We start from the raw sequence: 18,921 nt of genomic DNA, 5'->3' as shown, positions 1-18,921 counted from the left end.
AGTCAGATCCTCAGCCCGGGAATGGCGAGCGGGTTGTCGTTCAGCGCTGCCCGGTCCGGAGTATCGATGCGCGGCTTGCCGAGAAATGCATCGAACAGGTTCTTGACGAAGCTCTCCGGCAGATCCTTGGTAATCAGCACCATGCGGGTGCGCCGGTCGTTCGGGTCCGGCCAGGCGGGGAGCCGCGTCGGCGTGTGGAAAATGTTCTGCACGCCATGCAGGACGAGTGGCCGTTCCGGCCTGTCCGACATCGCGACGATCGCTTTCATCCGCAAGAGCTTCTCGCCATGCGCCGAGCGCAGCAGATCGATGAACATGTCGAGCGCCATCGGATCGATCGGCTTGTCCTCGACGATCGAAAATGAGCGGATCGAGCCATCGTGGCGGTTGATGTCGTGCGGGTCCTGCCCCTCATGAGCGTGATGGTGGCCGTGATCATGACCGTGGTGATGGTGGTGATGATGATGCTCGTCGTGTGCATCTTCATCGCGCAGCCAACGGCCGACGTCCGCGATCTTGGTCTCGGGGTCATAGAGCCCGTTCACGAGAGTGGCGGCGGTGCCGGTTTCTGCCTCGTCCGCGTCCATCATCGCGGCGCGGGGATTGAGCGCGCGTAGCTGCGCCTCCAGATCGGCCAGAACGTCCGGCTGTGCCATCGCCCTTTTCGAAATCACCAGCCGGTCGGCGACGGCTGCCTGCTTGACGGCTTCCTCGTGATTGTCGAGCGTCTGCGCACCATTCACGGCATCGACGACGGTGACGATACCATCGAGTTCGAAACTCTGGGCAATGATGGGATTGCCCATGATTGCCTGCATCACGGGTGCCGGATCGGCAAGGCCCGTCGTCTCGATCACGACTCGACGAACGGGCTTTACCCGGCCGGTCTGAACAGCATCCATGAGGTTGGCGAGCGTATCCACCAGTTCGCCGCGAACGGTGCAGCACAGGCAGCCGTCCGACAGCTCGATGATCGCATCGCCCGAGCTTTCAACGAGTAGGTGGTCGATGCCGACGTCGCCGAACTCGTTGATGATCACGGCGGCGTCCCTCATCGCCGGATCCTTGAGGATGCGATTGAGCAAGGTCGACTTGCCGGTGCCGAGGAAGCCGGTGAGGATGGTGACCGGTACCCGGCCCGAAGAAACGCTCATGTCAATGTGACCTTAGAAGGAGGTCGGGCGCGGCAGGGGAACCGGTATGTTGCCGATCGCGCCGCCGTTGTCGGCGGTTGCCAGCTTGTCAGGCTGCGGTTCGTTCTGCCCGGGGATGAGGCCAGCGAAGGAAAAATTCGGCTCGTGGTCCATTTCCTGGATATAGGGCGAGTGGACCTTCATCCGGCCGACTTCGTCGCGCGTCTCGCTGCGCACCTTTGCGCCCTTGGCGCTGCAGATATCGGCGGTGATGTCGGTAACCTGATCCTGGCCGGGTCCGTAGGGCTTCAGGGAGCCCAGGGTATCGCCGCCTGGAAATTGCGTCGTGAAGCCCTTCTGCAGCAGATCGGCGGATGCGTCGGCGCGTGCCGCCAGGCTATCCGTGCCGAGCACGACAGACACCAGCGTGCGGCCGCTGCGCGTCGCCGAGCCGATCTGGTTGAAGCCTGATGCGCAGATGAACCCGGTCTTCATGCCATCGGCGCCTGCAAAGCGGCCAATCAGCATATTGATGCTCGGTACATTTTTGGTACCGGTGGTGATGCCCTCGAGCGAGAAATAGCCGGCATATTGCGGAAACTCGCGGCGCAGCGCCACCGACAGGATCGCGAGATCGCGCGCCGTCGTGTACTGGCCCTTGCCGGGCAGGCCGTTCGGATTGACGAAATGTGAATCCGTCATGCCGAGCTTTATCGCTTCGGCATTCATCTTGAGGACAAAGGCTTCCTGCGTGCCGCCGACAGCTTCGGCAACGGCAACCGCAATGTCATTGGCGGACTTGACCATCAGGATCTTCAGCGCGCTGTCGAGCGTCAGCTTCTGGCCGGGCTTGAAATACATCTTCGCCGGCGGCTGCGCGGCGGCGCGCTTGCTCATCACGACAGGCGTGTCGAGACTGATCTGGCCGGAGCGCACGGCGTCGAACACCGTGTAGACCGTCATCAGCTTGGTCAGCGATGCCGGATACCACTTGCGGAAGGCTTCCTCATGCTCAAGCACGCGGCCCGACTGGACATCCACCAGGATATGCGGGTTTGCGTACGCCTGGGAAGCGGCGGAAAAAGCAATGGCGGCTGCTGAAGCTGCGATTGAAAGCGGCCGCAGGGCGGCAAGCAAACGATTCTGGCGAGTCGACACGGTTCGTCCTTAAGATGTCCTGGAGTCTCGAAAGTTTCCCCTATTTAACGTATATGGCCATGACATGGCAAAGGCCATTGACTAACTTATTTCCGCGGCATCGTGTCTCCGACGCCGTCCTCTTCGATTTGCATCAAGGAAAACGCGAATGCCGATTTTGAACAGAGCCGCCGAGCTTCAGGGCGAAGTGACCGAATGGCGCCGGCACATCCACGAGCGGCCGGAGCTTCTCTTCGCTGTGGAAAACACCGCCGCCTTCGTTGCCGAGAAGCTGAAGGAATTCGGCGTGGACGAGATCGTCACCGGGATCGGACGCACCGGCGTGGTCGGCCTGATCAGAGGCAAGGGCGAGGGCACGCGCGCGATCGGCCTGCGCGCCGATATGGATGCGCTGCCGCTGACGGAAATATCGGGCAAGCCCTGGGCTTCGACGACCGCCGGCAAGATGCACGCCTGTGGTCATGACGGCCACACGGCCATGTTGCTCGGCGCCGCCAAATACCTGGCGGAAACACGCAATTTCAACGGCAATGTCGCGGTTATCTTCCAGCCTGCCGAAGAAGGCGGCGGCGGCGGCAACCTGATGGTTCAGGACGGCATGATGGAGCGCTTCGGCATCCAGGAAGTCTATGGCATGCACAACCTGCCGGGTCTTCCGGTCGGCCAGTTCGCCATCCGCAAGGGCGCGATCATGGCCGCGACCGATGAATTCACCATCACCATCAAGGGGCGCGGGGGCCACGCCGCCCAGCCGCACGGTACGATCGATCCAATCGCCATCGGCGCGCAGATTGTCGTAAATCTCCAGATGATCGCGTCCCGCAATGTCAATCCGCTGCGCTCGGTGGTCGTTTCGGTCACGAAGTTCAACGCCGGCTTCGCGCATAACGTCATTCCGAACGATGCAACGATTGCCGGCACCGTACGCACGCTCGACGGCGAGATCAGGACGCAGGCGGAAACCCGCCTCAAGCAGATCGTCAGCAATCTCGCTGCCGCGCATGGAGCAGAGGCCGATATCGTCTTCCATCGCAATTATCCGGTGACCTACAACCATGCGACGGAGACCGGGCACGCGATCCAGATCGCGACCGATATCGCAGGGGCTGCCAACGTCAATCCTGAAATCGATCCGATGATGGGCGGCGAGGATTTCTCCTACATGCTGAATGCCCGTCCGGGTGCTTTCATCTTCATCGGCAACGGTGATACCGCAGGCCTGCACAACCCGGCCTACGATTTCAACGACGAGGCAATCAGCCACGGCATCTCCTACTGGGTTCGCCTGGCGGAGCAGCGCCTCGGCGCCTGATATTGCTTTGCCTTGAGACTGCAAAAAGGCTTGGCTTCCGGCCAAGCCTTTTGTATGCATGACGCCTAACTGGTCCCGTAGCTCAGCAGGATAGAGCACCAGATTCCTAATCTGGGGGTCACGCGTTCGAATCGCGTCGGGATCACCAGTAATACTCAACACTTTCAATCTGTTAATCTATCATTTGGCAGGATCGCCTTCCCCGCGTTCCTGCAGGCGTTCCCGCTTCCCGGTTCAGGTGTCGTTTCCGGCTGACCCGTGAGCGACGCGCAATTGTGCGGCAGTCTGGGTCTTCTCAAGCGTTCTCCCGTTGTCCCGCCGTGTCGCCGCAGAGTTTTTTGTCGCAGCCAGAGGCCGTTTGCGGATCGGCGCCTAGATATCTCCTCAGACAACACAGGAGCTTGAGATGGGTCTGGCAGACATTCGCGAACAGTATCGGACGAGGGTTTCGGAGCATGAGGAGAAAATTCGCCTCATGGATGAGAAGGACGCGCGTCATTTTCGGCAGGAGGGCGGCGGGCCGCTGACCGATATCACCGAGGAGATCAAGGCCGAGTATCACCGGCATATCGCGACTTATGCCGCGCTTATCGCCGAGATCGACGCCATTCTCGGGGCGTAGCGGGCATACGGGCGCAGGATCGCGGCGCTCGTGAGTGGCGCAGCGACACTGTTCTCAGCGGGGGAGCAATCGTTCGCGCCAGGCGGAGACGGGATCGCCACTACTCATGTCGGCCTGGACGATGCCGTCGATCATGAAGGTTGGCGAGACGTGGATGCCGTTCTGGCGGGCGTAGCGGCTATGCCACTTGATCTCCCGATCGAGGTCGGGGATCGCGAAGGCTTCGGCGAGCGACAGGCCGCTATAATTCTCGATCCGCTTGATGATGGCGTTCGGCGTTGCGTCGAGGTTCGGGCCGCCGCAGTGGCTGGTGAATTCGAACTCCTCACGGTGATCCGCGACGGCCGTCAAGACGGCCTTTGCCGCTTCCTTGCCGGCTTCGAGCGTCGATGCCGCCAGAATGCAGCGAATAATGACGCCGGAGAACATGTGCCAGGGCTGCGATTGCAGGCGGATCTTGATGGTGATGCGATCTTCGCCTGATTCGGCCAGAAGCTCGTCGAGCTTGCGGAAGGTCTTGACGGAGTAAGGGCACGTCGGCTCCAGGAAGACCTCGAAGATTTTCGCGCCGGTTCCCCAGGTCAGAGGATCTGCACGCCAGTCTGATTTCCGCATTCCGTCCCATCCCATCGCTTTTCGCCGGCAAGGATTATGCTCCCCGCCGGACTGAACCGTCTTACGCTGTGTTGGTTGCATGGCCGGCGGCTTTTCGTCAACGCTGCGGATCGCCGGCACGAGCAGCGGGACTGGCTATTCGTCCTCGCGGCGGAATGTCCATTTGACGACATAGTCGCCATTTCGCTTCTGCTTGGTCTTCATCCGGACGCGGACGGCGCCGCCGAGGGTCGCCTCGGCTTCCTCGAAGGCGCGGCGGGCTTCGGCCATTGCCTTGTGATAGGCGCTGTTATCCCGTTTCGGCATTTCGGCCAGCGTTTGTATCAGCGATGCCATCGTCTTGTCTTTTGCCACGCCGCATCGCTCCTTCGACTCGCGTCAGGCCAGCTTTAAACAATTGCGGTGCGGAAGACGAGTTCGATCAGAATACCACCAGGTGTGCGAACGAACAGGCGACGCTCGCCGAGTTCCGGAAGATCCATTGTCGAGTAGGCGATCGACGCCGTGTCGAGACGGGCGCGAAATGCGTCGTAGCCGTCCAGCCTGAATGCCACGTGGTCGATCGTTTCAGCCGCCCGATCGACCGGGCTTCCGCCGCCCGGGATAAGATGAACGATCGGATCTCTGTCGCGATAGAGCCAATAACCGGGGAAGGGGAAGTCGGGCCGGAACCCCGGCTCGAGGCCGAGCAGCGCTTCGAGAAACGTGCGCGTGCCTTCGAGGTCGGCGGTCCGTAGCGTTACGTGATCGATCTCCATCGGCTCATCCGATCACGCCGCCGCCATCGACACGGATGGTCGAGCCGGTCGCAAACGGCGTCGTCATGGCGAAGAGGACGGCATTGGCGATGTCTTCAGGGTGCCCGATCGTCTTGGCCGGCAGACTGGCGCCGACGCGCTCGAACATCGCCTGGCGGGCGCCTGCATCCATCTTCGACCACAGAGGCGTGTCGATCAGGCCGGGTGATACGGTATTGACGCGCACTGGCGAGAGTTCGAGCGCCAGTCCGCGACCGAGTGCTTCGAGAGCTGCGTTGATCGCACCCTGAAGCACGGAATTTGCCGACGGGCGTTCGCTCAGGAAGCCGGAAATGAAGGTGAGCGAGCCTCGCTCGGTGAAACGGGCGGCGCGGGCGATGCGATACGCGCCCCAGAACTTGCTGTCCATCGCGCGCCTGGCGTCTTCGAGCGACAGCTTGCGGACCGGACCGCTCGGGGTCTGCGCTGCCGAGATCACGACATGATCCCACGGTGCGCCGCCAGTGAAGAACGCTTCGATCGATGCTTCGTCGCCGGTATCGAGCACGGCGGTCTGGACCTTGCCGCTAAGTTCACGGGCGGCTTCCGACAGCTTTTCCTGAGACCGCGAGGCAATCGTCACCTCGGCACCGGCCTCTGCCGCTTGGGCTGCAACCGCAAAACCAATGCCGGAGCTGCCGCCGACGACGAGTACCCTTTTTCCTGCAATCGATGCCATCTGACGATCCTTTTCTTCGATGACCATGTTTCGTTATTTGCCAAGATAGCCTATCGCCTCTTCGGCAAGAATGGGCATTGTTGGCCACTATCTATTGCTGTAACAGCAATAATATGAGCGACAATCTTCTGGATATGCTGGTATTCGTTCGCGTGGCCCAAGCCGGCAGTCTGTCGGCGGCGGCGCGCGAGCTGCGGCTTTCGCTGACGGTCGTCAGTCGCAAGCTGACACGACTGGAGGCGCGCCTAGGCGTCCGGCTCTTCAACAGGACGACGAGATCGCTGACGCTGACGGAAGAAGGGATGCGTTTTCATGCCCGTTGTGTCCGCATTCTAGCGGAGATCGACGATGCCGAGACCGAGGTGACGAGCGGCAGGGATACCGCGCTTGGGCTTCTCAGGGTCACGTCGACCTTTGCATTCGGGTGTCGATGGCTGGCGCCCTTGCTTCAGGAATTCCAGGCGCAGCACCCGGGACTGCATGTCCATCTCGATACCGATGATGGCGTCGCCAATATCGTCGAGCGCGGCTACGATCTTGCGATCCGTTTCGGGGCGCTTGCCGATTCAAGTTTGATCGCGCGGCAGCTGGCGCCGAACCGGCGTGTCATTTGCGCTTCGCCGTCCTATCTCGCCCGCCATGGGCGACCGGAAACGCTGGAGGACCTGGCCGGCCATGCCGCGATTACCTTCGGCGATCCGCCGAACACCCACTGGATCTTTGCCGATGGCCGAAGCGTCAACGTCAAAGGCGTGCTGACCACCAATAACGGCGAGCTCGCACATCGATGGGCGCTTGGAGGCGCCGGGTTGATACTGAAATCGATCTGGGATGTTCGTGACGACATCCGGTCCGGTCAGCTAGAGGTGGTGCTTCCCGACGTACTGTTGCCGGCGGCGCCGATCCATGCAGTGTTTCCGCACAATCGGCTTACGGCAGCGAAGGTTCGCCTCTGCGTGGATTTTCTTGCCGTGCGACTGAAGGATATCGGTGGCGATCTGCTCGGCTAGGCGCAAAAGAAAAGGCGGACTTTCGCCCGCCTCGCTTGTGCGTGTCGCTGCCGTTTCAGCAACACCTACTGGCTTCTCTCAGGACGCCTGGCGATCGACCTGCCGCTTGGGCAGCTTCCAGCCGGGGCGCGCGAAGTGGCAGGTGTAGCCATTCGGGATGCGCTCGAGGTAGTCCTGATGCTCAGGCTCGGCCTCCCAGAAATCGCTCACCGGGGTCACTTCGGTGACGACCTTGCCCGGCCACAGACCGGATGCGTCGACATCAGCGATGGTGTCCTCGGCCACCTGCTTCTGTTCCGGGCTGGTGTAGAAGATCGCGGAGCGATAGCTGGCGCCGCGGTCGTTGCCCTGCCGGTCGATCGTGGACGGATCGTGGATCTGGAAGAAGAACTCGAGAAGGTCCCGGAAACTGGTCTTGGCCGGATCGAAGATAATCTCGATCGCTTCGGCATGGTTTCCGTGGTTGCGATAGGTCGCATTCGGCACCTCGCCGCCGGAATAGCCGACGCGGGTCGAGATGACGCCGTCGAAGCGGCGAATGAGATCCTGCATGCCCCAGAAGCAACCACCTGCGAGTACTGCGCGTTCCGTCGTCATTGAACGTCCTCCACCTGATCGATATAGGCTCCATACCCTTCCGTTTCCATCTGGTCACGATGGACGAAGCGGAGGGACGCCGAATTGATGCAATAGCGCAATCCGCCACGATCGAGCGGGCCGTCGGGAAATACGTGGCCGAGATGGCTGTCGCCGTGAAGCGAGCGCACCTCGGTTCGAACCATCCCGTGTGATGCGTCTTGCAGTTCCTTCACATTGGGCCCTTCGATGGGCTTCGTGAAGCTTGGCCAACCACATCCGGATTCGTACTTGTCCGCCGAGGCGAACAGCGGTTCGCCGGAGACAATATCGACATAGATGCCGGGCTCCTTGTTGTTAAGGTATTCGCCGGTGCCGGGCCGCTCCGTACCTGCCTGCTGCGTAACGCGGTACTGCTCAGGCGACAGCTTCGAGATTGCTTCGGCGCTCTTGCTGTAAGGCTGCATATTGTTTCTCCTGTTACGGACCTACCACCGCCACGGCGAGCCGGAAAGCGCTGCACCCGGTATTCTCGGACGAGAATGGGAAGGCGTTCGACCGGCGGCAGATCGTTGGCGTTTATATAGGAACAGCCGCGGATGATTGTCAGGGGTGGGGCTGGCGGTATCGCTTGTTGTGGAACGCCGATCTCCGGACCATCAAAGGCGCCATCCTGTGCCGGAACGGTCCACCTTTTGGCGTAATCGCATACCACTTGTTTCGTCACTTTGATTCGGATCAACGCGCTGGGCTTGGTAAATTATAACAAGGCACTATGTTCCCAGCAGACGACAAGGAGACGACCATGAAAAAGAAAATCGCAACGATCCTTGCTGCAGCATCTGTGGCGCAGACTCTGGCCACGGGCGTTATGGCAGCCGATATGGTGACCACGTATCGAGAGCCCGATGTCAGTGGCGGCGTCAAGATAGGGATGCTGACCTGCGATATCGGCGGCGGCGTCGGCTATATTCTTGGATCTTCCAAGACCATCGATTGCGTTTTCACGCCGACCTCAAGCTCAGAGGGACAGGATCGCTACACGGGTGAAATCCGCAAGCTGGGTGTCGACATCGGCTTCACCACGCGCGGCCGACTCGTTTGGGCGGTCTTCGCGCCGACATCAGGATATCATCGCGGTTCGCTCGGCGGTCTCTATCAGGGCGCCACGGCCGAGGCGACCTTGGCTGCAGGCATCGGGACCAACATCCTTGTCGGCGGCACCTCCGGTTCCATTCACCTGCAGACGATCAGCCTGACAGGCCAGCTCGGCCTCAATCTGGCAGCGACCGGCACGTCAGTGACGCTCACGCCCGCGGGCTGATCTGCGTATTGAACGCTTCGACTGAGGAAAAGCCGCTGTTTTGCGGCTTTTCCTCATACTCGAGTTTGCTGCTTTCTATCTGGCCAGTCCGCCGCTGAGGCGATGTCGCCTGCCAGGAACTTTTGCTCCGTTTTCGCGTTTTTGAGGAAATAGGAGTGTTCGCCATGCGTACCAAGATGGCTCTTCTGGCTTTCGCTTACCTCGTTGTAAGCGGCCTGCTTCTGGCAACGGTCTACAAGTCTGCAGGCCCGATCACCACGCCGAAAACAGACCGTGTTGCGGGCTCGACATTTCTCGTCGAGCGCTTCGCCGGCTAGCTGAGAATGACGCTTTGCGCTTGATGGCGCTCAGCCGATCGCGATGTCGTTTCGCACGGGATGAATTCCGGCAAGCGCTTCCGCGACCGCTGTAGCGCGAACGATCTCCTGCTGTGTCCCGACCGATCCGCTCAGCACAACGCCGGCGCCATCGACAGTCACGTTGACATCCGCCGCGTCTATTCCGCCGGCAACGGCGAGCGCGTTGGCGATGTCTTCCTCGAGTTTCGCGTGGTTCTTGAATTCAACTTCGATTTCCGGCTGCTCTCCGAAAAAGGTTCCCGGCTTGAAAACCATGGCGCTGTCCTCCTTTGGCCACTTGCAGGAACGCGCCGATTAAAGGTTGGTTGCATGCCATCCGCACTTGCTGCATTTTCCAATCCCCTGTAGAGCCTGACCAAACGGAAACGACTGGCAAATGGCATGATCACGGGCAGACAAGCGCCGAGGCGGCTCAGCATATTTGGCTCGACGGGATCGATCGGCAGGAACACGATCGACGTTGTCGATCACCTTGGCGGCCCAGAGAATTTCGAGATCTCCGCGCTTACCGGTAACGAAAACATCGCACTGCTGGCCGACCAGGCTAGGGCTCTGCGGCCGGCGCTGGTGGTAACGGCAAGCGACAGCCAATATGAAGCGCTGAAGAGCGCACTGGCAGGCAGCGGCATTGCAGTCGCCGCAGGTCAGACAGGTCTGATGGAGGCCGCGGATATCGAGGCCGAATGGGTGATGGCTGCGATCGTCGGGACCGCGGGTCTGGCGCCGACGCTTGCCGCAGCGCGCAAGGGCGCCGATATCGCACTTGCCAACAAGGAGTGCCTCGTTTCCGCCGGCGGGCTTTTCGTGGAGTCCGTTCGTCGCGGTGGCGGCAAGTTGCTTCCCGTCGATAGCGAGCACAACGCGATCTTCCAGGTGCTGGAAGAGAACCAGCGCCACGCGGTCGAACGCATCATTCTGACGGCCTCGGGTGGTCCTTTCCGAAATTCGTCGATCGAAGAGATGGCGAACGTGACGGTTGAGACCGCGCGTGCCCATCCCAACTGGTCGATGGGTCTGAAGATCTCGATCGACAGTGCCTCGATGTTCAACAAGGCGCTCGAGATGATCGAGGCGAAGCATCTGTTCGGTCTGTCGCCGGATCAGATCGAAGTGATCGTTCATCCGCAGTCGGTCATTCATTCGATGGTCGGCTATACGGACGGTTCGGTTCTGGCCCAGCTCGGCGCACCCGATATGCGCACGGCGATCGGCTACGCGCTCGCGCATCCGCTGCGTCCCAACCTGCCGATCGAGCGGCTCGATTTTGCCAAGCTGTCGCGCCTCGACTTCGAAGCGCCTGACGAAAAGCGTTTCCCGGCATTGCGGCTTGCCCGCCTGGCAATGATCCGTGATGGGGTTCAGGGCGCTGTGCTGAATGCTGCAAAGGAAGTGGCGCTCGAGGCCTTCATCGAGGGCCGGCTATCCTTCCTGTCGATGGCCGAGGTCACCGAAACGGTCATGGATCAGCTTGCCGGCTTGCCGCCGGCGTCCACCATGGATGACGTCTTCGCAGTCGACAAAGAAGCCCGGCAGCGGGCTGCCGAGCTCATAAACTAAGCAACGATCTTTCTGTCGAACGTCAGGCGACGTGGCGGGCCAGCGCGCAGCGCGACCACAGCGAATGCAGCGCCTCGACGAGATGCTCGATGTCGGCATCGGTGTGAAGCGGCGTTGGCGTGATACGCAGGCGCTCGGTCTTCTTCGGCACGGTCGGATAGTTGATCGGCTGCACGTAGACACCACAGTTGTCGAGCAGCAGGTCCGAGATCCATTTGCACTTTGCGGCGTCGCCCACCATGACCGGCACGATGTGGCTGGGGTTCGGCATATGCGGGATGCCGCGCTTGTCGAGAAGGTTTCTCAGCGTGCGGACGCGATCCTGATGACGCGCACGCTCGAAGGGGCTGACCTTCAGATGCTGGATCGAAGCAACCGCGCCCGCGGCAAGAGCCGGCGGAAGCGCGGTCGTGAAAATAAAGCCGGATGCGAACGAACGGATGAAGTCGCAAAGCGCCGTGGACGCCGCGATATAGCCGCCCATGACGCCGAAAGCCTTGCCGAGCGTGCCTTCGATAACGGTCAGCCGATCCATCAGGCCTTCGCGCTCGGCGATACCGCCGCCGCGCGGGCCGTACATGCCGACGGCATGGACTTCATCGAGATAGGTCATCGCGCCATACTTGTCGGCGAGATCGCAGATCTCCTTGATTGGAGCGATATCGCCATCCATCGAATAGACCGATTCGAACGCGATCAGCTTCGGCGCCTTCGGATCGGCGGCCGCGAGCCTTGCTTCGAGATCCTGCACGTCGTTGTGCTTCCAGATCACCTTCTCGCACTTGGCATAGCGAATGCCTTCGATCATCGATGCGTGGTTCAGCGCGTCCGAGAAAATGATCAGACCCGGAATCTTGGCGCCGAGCGTGCCGAGGGCCGCCCAGTTCGAAATGTAGCCCGAGGTGAAGATCAGCGCTGATTCCTTGCCGTGCAGATCGGCAAGTTCGCGCTCCAGGAGAACGTGGGAGTGGTTGGTGCCAGAAATATTCCGGGTGCCTCCCGCACCCGCGCCACAGTGGTCGATGGCATTCTTCATCGCCTCGATGACCTTGGCGTTCTGTCCCATGCCGAGATAGTCGTTGGAACACCAGACCGTCACGTCCTTCGGGCCATCCGGGGTATGGCGGGTGGCGCGGGGAAAGCCGCCGCGGTGACGCTCAAGATCGGCAAAAACGCGATAGCGGCCTTCATTGTGCAGGCCATCCAGCTCGTCTTTGAAGAATGCTTCGAAATCCATCATATGCTCCAGTATCGTGCGAGCGTTTTTGCGAACCGGCGCGCGCACGTCAACCCTTGCCTGCTGCTTTAGCATCATGTGCGGCAAAAGGCCCATAGTCTTGAATTATTTTAATTCGAAATTGGCCGTTTTGGCCATGCCTGATGGTGGTCGCGAGGCAGTTGGCCACGCGACCACCGATCGATGTCAGGTGGCACTTGTGACCGCACGCTTCGCCATCACCTTCACTAGGTTTGCCCGGTATTCGGCGCTGGCGTGAAGATCCGACATCAGCTTCGAGGCGTCCACTGTGATGCCCGAAAGCGCGCCTGGGGACCAGTTGCCGTTCAACGCCGTTTCGATCGCGCTCTCGCGGAAGACACCACTGCTTCCCGCGCCTGTTACCGCGACCCGTACGCCGCCCGAGTCCTTGGCGATGAACACGCCCGTCATCGCATAGCGCGATGCCGGATTGGGAAACTTGGCGTAGCCTGCCTTCTCCGGGGCTTCGAAGCTGATCGACGTAATCAGTTCGCCCTCATCGAGGGCCGTTTCGAAGAGGCCGGTAAAGAAGTCGTCGGCGCCGATCTCCCGCTTGTTGGTGGTGATGCGGGCATTCAGCGCCAACATCGCGGAAGGGTAGTCCGCGGCGGGATCGTTGTTTGCCACCGATCCGCCGATGGTTCCCATATGGCGGACATGCGGATCGCCGATCATGCCGGCGAGGTCGCAGAGTGCCGGGCAGATTGCCCGCAGCGGCCCGGAAGCCGCTACTTCGGCATGCGGCGTTGCCGCCCCGATCGTAACCTTGCGCCCATCGATCTTGATGCCCTTCATCGCCGGGATATGCCGGAGATCGACGAGATCGCTCGGTGCGGCGAGCCGCTGCTTCATCGTCGCAATGAGCGTCATCCCGCCGGAGACATATTTGCCTTCGGAGGTGCCGGATATCATCTTGACGGCCTCATCGACGGAGGAGGCGCGGTGATAATTTGTCTGGTACATCCTCGTTCCTCCTCAGTTAACGGCGCGGGCTGCCATCCAAACCTTCTGCGGTGTGGCCGGCATTGTCAGCATGTTGTTTCCGATCGCGTCGGTGATGGCGTTGATCAGTGCTGGTGGCGAACCGATCGCGCCGGCCTCGCCGCAGCCCTTGATGCCGAGCGGGTTGCTTGGTGAGGGCGTCGTCTGGTGCGAGACGTTGAACGAGGGCAGATCGTCGGCGCGCGGCATGGCGTAATCCATGAAGCTCGCGGTCAGAAGCTGGCCGTTCTCATCATAATGCACGGCTTCGAGAAGCGCCTGGCCGATGCCCTGCGCGATGCCGCCATGAACCTGTCCCTCGACGATCATCGGGTTGATGATGTTGCCGAAGTCGTCGGCCGCGACGAACTGGATGATGTCGGTCTTGCCGGTTTCCGGATCGACCTCGACCTCGCAGATGTAGCAACCGGCGGGGAAGGTGAAGTTGGACGGATCGTAGAATGCCGTCTCCTTCAGCCCCGGCTCCATGCCGGCAGGCAGATTGTGGGCGGTGTAGGAGGCGAGTGCCACCTGGAACCAGGGAAGGGCCTTGTCAGTGCCGGCGACCTTGAGTTCGCCGTTTTCGATCACGATGTCGCTTTCGTCCGCTTCCATCAGATGCGCGGCGATTTTCTTCGCCTTCGCTTCCACCTTGTCCAGCGCCTTCACGACCGCCGACATGCCGACGGCGCCCGATCGAGAGCCATAGGTGCCCATGCCCATCTGGACCTTGTCGGTATCGCCGTGGACGATCGAAACGCTGTCGATCGGCACGCCGAGGCGACCGGAAACGAGCTGTGCGAAGGTCGTCTCGTGGCCCTGGCCGTGGCTGTGCGATCCCGTCAGCACCTCGATTGTGCCGACCGCATTGACCCGCACTTCCGCCGATTCCCATAGGCCGACGCCGGCGCCAAGTGAGCCGACGGCCTGCGATGGAGCGATGCCGCAGGCTTCGATGTAGCAGCTCATGCCGATGCCGCGCTTCATGCCGCGGTTGGCTGCTTCCGCCTTGCGGGCGGCAAAGCCGTTCCAATCGGACGCCTGCATCGCCGCCTCAAGGGAGGCTTCATAGTCGCCGGCATCGTAGTTCATGATGACCGGCGTCTGATGCGGGAAGGATCGGATAAAGTTCTTCCGCCGCAACTCAGCCGGCGAGATGCCGAGCTCGCGTGCGGCCGTCTCCATCGTGCGTTCGAGCAGGTAGGTCGCCTCCGGGCGGCCGGCGCCACGATAGGCATCGACAGGCGCTGTGTTGCTGTAGACCGTTCGGACATTCGCATGGATCGCCGGGATATCGTACTGACCGGACAGCAGCGTGGCGTAGAGATACGTCGGTACGGCCGATGAGAACAGCGACATATAGGCACCGAGGTTGGCGATCGTGTCGACCTTCAGTCCGATGATGCGATGGTCCTTGTCGAAGGCCATCTTCACCGTCGAGACATGGTCGCGCCCGTGCGCGTCCGTCAGGAACGCTTCGGTGCGGTCCGAATTCCATTTGACCGGCACGCCGGTTTTCTTGGATGCCCAGAGACAGACGATCTCTTCTGGATAGATATAGATCTTCGATCCGAAGCCGCCGCCGACATCGGGCGCGATGACGCGCAGCTTGTTCTCAGGCGCCACATTGTAAAACGCGCTCATCACAAGTCTGGCGACATGCGGGTTCTGGCTCGTCGTGTAGCAGGTGTAGTGATCCTCAGCCGAATCGTAGATGCCGAGCGCGGCGCGAGGCTCCATCGGGTTGGGGGACAGCCGGTTGTTGTGGAGTTCGATCTCGGTCACATGCGCGGCTTCGGAGATCGCCTTGTCGGTCGCGTCGCCATCGCCGATTTGCCAGTCGAAGATCAGATTGCCCGGCGCGTTCGAATGGATCTGCGGCGCGCCCGATTTCAGCGCATCGACAGCTTCGACGACAGCCGGCAGTTCTTCGTAGTCGACAACCACGGCCTCGGCTGCGTCGCGCGCTTCGGCAAGCGAATCCGCCACCACGATCGCAACGGCATCGCCGACATATCGCACGGTCTCGGTCGCCAGCGGGCGCCAGGCGCCCATGTTCATCGGAGAGCAGTCCTTCGAATGGATCATCCAGCCGCAGATGAGGTTGCCGATGCCGTCGGCCAGCAGCAGATTGCCATCAAGTATATCGATGACGCCGGGCATGGCCTTTGCCGATGCCGCATCGATACTCTTGATCTTCGCATGCGCATGCGGGCTACGGATGAAAAAAGCATACTTCATTCCCGGCACGACCATATCGTCGGTATAGCGGCCCTTGCCGGTCAGGAACCGCTTGTCTTCCTTGCGCGCGACGCGTGCACCAATTCCTTCAACACCCATGATGTCCTCCCAATGGGGTTTCGGGCCCGGCATTCCGCCAAAGAGAATTGTGTTGGGCGGCAGCCAGACAATTCCTGAGAGTTATTCGGCCGCCTGCTTCGCGCTGCCGTGCATCTGTTCGTTGGCCGACAGCACCGCCTTGACGATGTTGTGATAGCCGGTGCATCGACAGATATTGCCTTCGAGCTCGTGACGAACCGTCTTTTCGTCGAGTTGGCCGCCGTGGCGGCTGATCATGTCAACCGCGGTCATCACCATGCCGGGCGTGCAGAAGCCGCATTGAAGTCCGTGGTGTTCCTTGAAAGCCGCCTGAACCGGGTGGAGTTCGCCGTTGCCGGCCAGTCCTTCGATTGTCGTGACCGCCGCGCCGGATGCCTGGACGGCAAGGATGGTGCAGCTCTTGACCGACTTTCCATCCATATGCACCACGCATGCGCCGCACTGGCTTGTGTCGCAGCCGACATGGGTGCCCGTCAGCCCCAGTTTCTCCCGAATGAAATGGACGAGCAGCGTGCGTTCTTCACAGTCTCCGCTCACCGCCCGGCCGTTCACCGTCAGTTTCACTTTCGCCATGATGTCCTCCTCGTGCCTCCTCCAGGCACAAACGGCATCATTTGATGTTCCTGCTTTAGAATCAACCGCTACTTTAGGGAGGTGCGTTAAATTCGGCGTGTGCGGGTAAAGCGCGCGACGGGCTGGATGCTGCCGTCGTTGAAAATGAGCACCGCTCCCCGATTGTTCCTTTTTGCGCCACAGTTTGCGGGCTAGCGTTACGAAAATATAAGAATCAGGGACGGCCACCGCCATTTCCGGCGACCATCTAGGAGTGATTGATGAAGAAGATTTTTGCTTTGGTCCTTATTGGCCTTTCTATTGCAAGCTGCACACCGACCGAACGCGGTGCCGGCATCGGCGCCGCATCTGGCGCGATTATCGGCGGCGCGGTGACTGGTAACGTCCGGGGTGCCGCGATCGGTGCTGCCGTCGGCGGCGTTTCCGGTGCCGTCATCGGCCGCGTGGCCGAGCAGCCTGGCCAGTGCTATTATCGTGACCAGTATGGTCGTCGCTACATCGACGATTGCCGCGGCGGCTACTGAGACGCCGGCTAAGGGCTTCAAATCCCGGGTTTTGGCCCGGGATTTTTTGTTTTTTCACGTTATTCGTTCATTCGCCGCGTTAAAACGGTACACGAAAAGGAAATTTGCCGCTAAGGTCCTCGCCGGCTGGGGACGCAGGCTTAATTCCAATGTAACCAAAAAGCGGCGGATGCAGATCAGAGGGAAGGCACCGAAAACGGGTATTGCGTATCGGCGAACAGGCATCGTGCTGGTGGTCGCGGCGGCAGCCGCATTCTCGCCGGCGATGGTTGGCAACGCCTATGCCTTCAAACTCTTCGGTATCAATTTTTTTGGGAAGGACGAGCCGGCAGCTGATCAGGTGCCCGATCCCGTGCGCTATGACGTCACGTTGACGACCGACGCGGTCGATCCGGACCTTAAGGAAGCGCTCGAGAATAGTTCGCGTCTCGTCAGCGACAAGGCGCAGCCCGTTTCGGGCGACCTCGGCGTCGTCGTGAAGGCGCGTGACGATCGCGATCGTCTGATCGCCGCTCTCTACGAAAAGGCCCGCTACGGCGGCGTCGTCACCATAACGGTTGACGGCAAGAATATCGACAACCTTCCACCGAATCCGACGTTCGATCGCGCGAAACCGATTGCGGTGGCCGTCAACGTCGCGGCCGGGCCAATCTTCCGCGTTGGAGAGGTACAGTTCGGCGGCGACGCGGCGAACCGAAATCCCGCGGACTACGATTTGGCGCCGGGCGCGCAGGCCGGTTCCCTCGTTGTCATCAAGGCCGGCGATAAGCTGGTCGAGGAGATGAAGGAAGAAGGGCGGCCGCTCGCCAAGCTGACCAAGCGCGAAGTGATCGCCGATCACAGAACCGATACCGTCGATGTCGTGCTCTCCGTCGAAAGCGGGCCGATCGCGCCGATCGGCACGGTTGGCGTCACGGGTTCAAAGAGCGTGCGGCCCGACTTCATCCAAAGCTACTCCCGACTCGACAAGGGCGACCGCTATTCGCCCGAGGCGCTGAAGAAGGCGGGGGATCGTCTGCGCGCGCTCGGGGTCTTTTCCAGCGTGACGATCCACGAGGCCGAGGGGCTTGCCGGCGACGGCAGTCTTCCGATGACGATCGAGGTGTCGGAGGGCAAGCAGCGCTACTTCGGTGTCGGCGCGCAATATTCGACGATCGACGGCTTCGGCGTGAACGGCTACTGGGGCCACCGCAATCTGTTCGGCGGGGCCGAAGGCCTGCGCATCGAAGGCGCCGTCGGGCGGCTCGGCGAGGCAAGCGGCGTCAGCGACCTCGATTATTCGGCAGGGATCACCTTCACCAAGCCCGGTATCTTCGTTCCCGAGGCGACGCTGACGGCGAGCATTCTTGCGAAGACCGAGAACCCCGATGCCTATAACGCGAAGCTCGTTACCGCCTCGCTCGGGATCGCCTACGAACTCAACGACAGGGATACGATCACCGGCAGCGGCGAGGTCAGCTGGGAAAAGGATGACGACGCCTTTGGAAACAATACCTACCTGACCTTTGCCCTGCCGTTCCAGTTCGACCGGGACGCGCGCGACAACAAGTTCGACCCGACCGAGGGCTATCGCGCGATGGCGAAGGTCACGCCGAGCTGCGAGTCCTACAGCGGCACTTTCTTCTCCGCCTTCGAGGGGTCCATTTCCGGTTACTATGGCTTGGGCGCGGAAGACCGGATCGTGCTTGCCGGCAAGGTTGCGGCAGGCTTTCTTGTCGGTGCTGACGACCTCGAGAATATCCCCGCGACACGCCGCTTCTTTGCAGGTGGCGGCGGTTCGGTACGCGGTTACGGGTACCAGGAGATCTCGCCGTACAACGCGGCAAACGAGGAAACGGGCGGAGCGTCTTATATGACCGCCTCGTTCGAGACGCGTGTTAAGATCACCGATACGATCGGGATCGTTCCCTTCATCGATGTCGGAACCGTTTCCGCTGACGTCGCACCCGACTTTTCCGACTTTCGCGCAGGTGCGGGCATCGGCATTCGCTACGCCACGCCGTTCGGTCCCTTGCGTCTTGATTTCGCTGTCCCGCTCAACAAGTACGAGGGCGGTACGAACTACGGTATCTACGCTGGCATCGGCCAGTCGTTCTAACGGGT

21 protein-coding genes and 1 tRNA gene are annotated in these 18,921 nt (G+C 61.0%); 9 read left to right on the top strand and 13 right to left on the bottom strand.

The genetic code is table 11. The features are described 5' to 3' along the window. Window positions 1–2: 2 nt before the first annotated feature. Both ASE04_RS00150 and ASE04_RS00145 read right to left on the bottom strand, forming a co-directional pair. Complete coding sequence (locus ASE04_RS00150; RefSeq protein WP_056810065.1) at window positions 3–1,154, bottom strand: CobW family GTP-binding protein; 1,152 nt, start codon at window positions 1,152–1,154, stop codon at window positions 3–5. A 12-nt stretch (window positions 1,155–1,166) separates the two neighbouring features. Then, window positions 1,167–2,291 carry a D-alanyl-D-alanine carboxypeptidase family protein gene (locus ASE04_RS00145; protein WP_056810062.1) on the bottom strand — a complete coding sequence of 375 codons (1,125 nt, stop codon included), beginning with the start codon at window positions 2,289–2,291 and terminating at the stop codon, window positions 1,167–1,169. Between the two features lie 148 nt (window positions 2,292–2,439). Between ASE04_RS00145 and ASE04_RS00140 the strand changes: the two genes are divergently transcribed. From ASE04_RS00140 to ASE04_RS00130, 3 genes are all read left to right on the top strand, one after another. Further along, on the top strand, window positions 2,440–3,603 hold the full coding sequence (locus ASE04_RS00140; protein ID WP_056810059.1) for a M20 aminoacylase family protein: 1,164 nt from the start codon (window positions 2,440–2,442) through the stop codon (window positions 3,601–3,603). A gap of 71 nt (window positions 3,604–3,674) precedes the next feature. Next, window positions 3,675–3,751: transfer RNA gene (locus ASE04_RS00135), tRNA-Arg, on the top strand. 258 nt (window positions 3,752–4,009) lie between these two features. Next, complete coding sequence (locus ASE04_RS00130) at window positions 4,010–4,225, top strand: hypothetical protein (RefSeq protein WP_056810055.1); 216 nt, start codon at window positions 4,010–4,012, stop codon at window positions 4,223–4,225. A 54-nt stretch (window positions 4,226–4,279) separates the two neighbouring features. Here ASE04_RS00130 and ASE04_RS00125 read toward each other — a convergent pair whose 3' ends face one another. The 4 genes from ASE04_RS00125 to ASE04_RS00110 all read right to left on the bottom strand — a co-directional run bounded on the left by ASE04_RS00125 (window position 4,280) and on the right by ASE04_RS00110 (window position 6,316). After that, window positions 4,280–4,840 carry a DsbA family protein gene (locus ASE04_RS00125; protein ID WP_056811238.1) on the bottom strand — a complete coding sequence of 187 codons (561 nt, stop codon included), beginning with the start codon at window positions 4,838–4,840 and terminating at the stop codon, window positions 4,280–4,282. 135 nt (window positions 4,841–4,975) lie between these two features. Beyond that, window positions 4,976–5,194, bottom strand: coding sequence for a hypothetical protein (locus tag ASE04_RS00120; RefSeq protein ID WP_244490307.1), 219 nt, complete (start codon window positions 5,192–5,194; stop codon window positions 4,976–4,978). Between the two features lie 35 nt (window positions 5,195–5,229). Next, entirely contained in the window at window positions 5,230–5,598 is a 369-nt protein-coding gene (locus tag ASE04_RS00115; protein ID WP_056810052.1) for a VOC family protein, read from the bottom strand. Window positions 5,599–5,602: 4 nt separating this feature from the next. After that, a complete protein-coding gene (locus ASE04_RS00110; RefSeq protein WP_056811230.1) occupies window positions 5,603–6,316 on the bottom strand; it encodes an SDR family oxidoreductase in 714 nt (237 codons plus the stop codon). Between the two features lie 113 nt (window positions 6,317–6,429). Here ASE04_RS00110 and ASE04_RS00105 point away from each other — a divergent pair, with 113 nt between their 5' ends. Then, window positions 6,430–7,326: a LysR family transcriptional regulator gene (locus ASE04_RS00105; RefSeq protein ID WP_056810049.1), complete on the top strand. Its 897-nt coding sequence runs from the start codon at window positions 6,430–6,432 to the stop codon at window positions 7,324–7,326. Window positions 7,327–7,404: 78 nt separating this feature from the next. On the opposite strand, the gene msrA is transcribed toward ASE04_RS00105, so the two are convergent. Together msrA and msrB are read right to left on the bottom strand one after the other, a co-directional pair. Beyond that, window positions 7,405–7,923 (bottom strand): peptide-methionine (S)-S-oxide reductase MsrA, encoded by a 519-nt coding sequence (gene msrA, locus ASE04_RS00100; RefSeq protein WP_056810046.1) that lies wholly within the window; start codon window positions 7,921–7,923, stop codon window positions 7,405–7,407. Further along, window positions 7,920–8,369, bottom strand: coding sequence for a peptide-methionine (R)-S-oxide reductase MsrB (msrB, locus tag ASE04_RS00095; RefSeq protein WP_056810043.1), 450 nt, complete (start codon window positions 8,367–8,369; stop codon window positions 7,920–7,922). Before msrB ends, msrA begins: the two co-directional genes overlap by 4 nt. Window positions 8,370–8,707: 338 nt before the next feature. Between msrB and ASE04_RS00090 the strand changes: the two genes are divergently transcribed. Both ASE04_RS00090 and ASE04_RS31095 read left to right on the top strand, forming a co-directional pair. Continuing rightward, window positions 8,708–9,226, top strand: coding sequence for a DUF992 domain-containing protein (locus tag ASE04_RS00090; RefSeq protein WP_056810041.1), 519 nt, complete (start codon window positions 8,708–8,710; stop codon window positions 9,224–9,226). A 164-nt stretch (window positions 9,227–9,390) separates the two neighbouring features. Beyond that, window positions 9,391–9,543, top strand: a complete 153-nt coding sequence (locus ASE04_RS31095) for a hypothetical protein (protein WP_200960664.1) — start codon at window positions 9,391–9,393, stop codon at window positions 9,541–9,543. 30 nt (window positions 9,544–9,573) lie between these two features. Here ASE04_RS31095 and ASE04_RS00085 read toward each other — a convergent pair whose 3' ends face one another. Beyond that, a complete protein-coding gene (locus ASE04_RS00085) occupies window positions 9,574–9,840 on the bottom strand; it encodes a BON domain-containing protein (RefSeq protein WP_056810037.1) in 267 nt (88 codons plus the stop codon). 126 nt (window positions 9,841–9,966) lie between these two features. On the opposite strand from ASE04_RS00085, the gene dxr reads away from it, so the two are divergent. Beyond that, complete coding sequence (gene dxr / locus ASE04_RS00080) at window positions 9,967–11,142, top strand: 1-deoxy-D-xylulose-5-phosphate reductoisomerase (protein WP_056810034.1); 1,176 nt, start codon at window positions 9,967–9,969, stop codon at window positions 11,140–11,142. A gap of 22 nt (window positions 11,143–11,164) precedes the next feature. Here the strand turns inward: dxr and hemA are convergent, their stop codons facing one another. The 4 genes from hemA to ASE04_RS00060 all read right to left on the bottom strand — a co-directional run bounded on the left by hemA (window position 11,165) and on the right by ASE04_RS00060 (window position 16,294). Further along, window positions 11,165–12,379 carry a 5-aminolevulinate synthase gene (gene hemA, locus ASE04_RS00075; protein WP_056811228.1) on the bottom strand — a complete coding sequence of 405 codons (1,215 nt, stop codon included), beginning with the start codon at window positions 12,377–12,379 and terminating at the stop codon, window positions 11,165–11,167. 186 nt (window positions 12,380–12,565) lie between these two features. Beyond that, window positions 12,566–13,363: an FAD binding domain-containing protein gene (locus ASE04_RS00070; protein ID WP_056810031.1), complete on the bottom strand. Its 798-nt coding sequence runs from the start codon at window positions 13,361–13,363 to the stop codon at window positions 12,566–12,568. Between the two features lie 12 nt (window positions 13,364–13,375). Beyond that, window positions 13,376–15,721, bottom strand: a complete 2,346-nt coding sequence (locus ASE04_RS00065) for a xanthine dehydrogenase family protein molybdopterin-binding subunit (RefSeq protein WP_056810028.1) — start codon at window positions 15,719–15,721, stop codon at window positions 13,376–13,378. 81 nt (window positions 15,722–15,802) lie between these two features. Continuing rightward, a complete protein-coding gene (locus ASE04_RS00060; RefSeq protein WP_056810025.1) occupies window positions 15,803–16,294 on the bottom strand; it encodes a (2Fe-2S)-binding protein in 492 nt (163 codons plus the stop codon). Window positions 16,295–16,554: 260 nt separating this feature from the next. Between ASE04_RS00060 and ASE04_RS00055 the strand changes: the two genes are divergently transcribed. Together ASE04_RS00055 and ASE04_RS00050 are read left to right on the top strand one after the other, a co-directional pair. Next, a complete protein-coding gene (locus ASE04_RS00055) occupies window positions 16,555–16,818 on the top strand; it encodes a YMGG-like glycine zipper-containing protein (protein WP_056810022.1) in 264 nt (87 codons plus the stop codon). Between the two features lie 169 nt (window positions 16,819–16,987). After that, on the top strand, window positions 16,988–18,916 hold the full coding sequence (locus tag ASE04_RS00050; RefSeq protein WP_056810020.1) for an autotransporter assembly complex protein TamA: 1,929 nt from the start codon (window positions 16,988–16,990) through the stop codon (window positions 18,914–18,916). Window positions 18,917–18,921 lie beyond the last annotated feature (5 nt).

The organism is Rhizobium sp. Root708, assembly GCF_001429725.1.
GTDB lineage: Bacteria > Pseudomonadota > Alphaproteobacteria > Rhizobiales > Rhizobiaceae > Rhizobium.
Note: the sequence above shows the minus strand (reverse complement) of the source record. Positions and strands in the feature narration are given on the sequence as shown.

Excerpts from the sequence above, each read along its gene's own strand:
- ASE04_RS00115 (WP_056810052.1), bottom strand. The coding sequence starts at position 5,598 with ATGGAGATCGATCACGTAACGCTACGGACCGCCGACCTCGAAGGCACG.
- ASE04_RS31095 (WP_200960664.1), top strand. The coding sequence starts at position 9,391 with ATGCGTACCAAGATGGCTCTTCTGGCTTTCGCTTACCTCGTTGTAAGC.
- ASE04_RS00110 (WP_056811230.1), bottom strand. The coding sequence starts at position 6,316 with ATGGCATCGATTGCAGGAAAAAGGGTACTCGTCGTCGGCGGCAGCTCC.
- ASE04_RS00070 (WP_056810031.1), bottom strand. The coding sequence starts at position 13,363 with ATGTACCAGACAAATTATCACCGCGCCTCCTCCGTCGATGAGGCCGTC.
- ASE04_RS00085 (WP_056810037.1), bottom strand. The coding sequence starts at position 9,840 with ATGGTTTTCAAGCCGGGAACCTTTTTCGGAGAGCAGCCGGAAATCGAA.
- dxr (WP_056810034.1), top strand. The coding sequence starts at position 9,967 with ATGATCACGGGCAGACAAGCGCCGAGGCGGCTCAGCATATTTGGCTCG.
- ASE04_RS00055 (WP_056810022.1), top strand. The coding sequence starts at position 16,555 with ATGAAGAAGATTTTTGCTTTGGTCCTTATTGGCCTTTCTATTGCAAGC.
- ASE04_RS00065 (WP_056810028.1), bottom strand. The coding sequence starts at position 15,721 with ATGGGTGTTGAAGGAATTGGTGCACGCGTCGCGCGCAAGGAAGACAAG.
- msrB (WP_056810043.1), bottom strand. The coding sequence starts at position 8,369 with ATGCAGCCTTACAGCAAGAGCGCCGAAGCAATCTCGAAGCTGTCGCCT.
- ASE04_RS00060 (WP_056810025.1), bottom strand. The coding sequence starts at position 16,294 with ATGGCGAAAGTGAAACTGACGGTGAACGGCCGGGCGGTGAGCGGAGAC.
- ASE04_RS00130 (WP_056810055.1), top strand. The coding sequence starts at position 4,010 with ATGGGTCTGGCAGACATTCGCGAACAGTATCGGACGAGGGTTTCGGAG.
- hemA (WP_056811228.1), bottom strand. The coding sequence starts at position 12,379 with ATGGATTTCGAAGCATTCTTCAAAGACGAGCTGGATGGCCTGCACAAT.
- msrA (WP_056810046.1), bottom strand. The coding sequence starts at position 7,923 with ATGACGACGGAACGCGCAGTACTCGCAGGTGGTTGCTTCTGGGGCATG.
- ASE04_RS00050 (WP_056810020.1), top strand. The coding sequence starts at position 16,988 with ATGCAGATCAGAGGGAAGGCACCGAAAACGGGTATTGCGTATCGGCGA.
- ASE04_RS00090 (WP_056810041.1), top strand. The coding sequence starts at position 8,708 with ATGAAAAAGAAAATCGCAACGATCCTTGCTGCAGCATCTGTGGCGCAG.
- ASE04_RS00105 (WP_056810049.1), top strand. The coding sequence starts at position 6,430 with ATGAGCGACAATCTTCTGGATATGCTGGTATTCGTTCGCGTGGCCCAA.
- ASE04_RS00125 (WP_056811238.1), bottom strand. The coding sequence starts at position 4,840 with ATGCGGAAATCAGACTGGCGTGCAGATCCTCTGACCTGGGGAACCGGC.
- ASE04_RS00140 (WP_056810059.1), top strand. The coding sequence starts at position 2,440 with ATGCCGATTTTGAACAGAGCCGCCGAGCTTCAGGGCGAAGTGACCGAA.
- ASE04_RS00150 (WP_056810065.1), bottom strand. The coding sequence starts at position 1,154 with ATGAGCGTTTCTTCGGGCCGGGTACCGGTCACCATCCTCACCGGCTTC.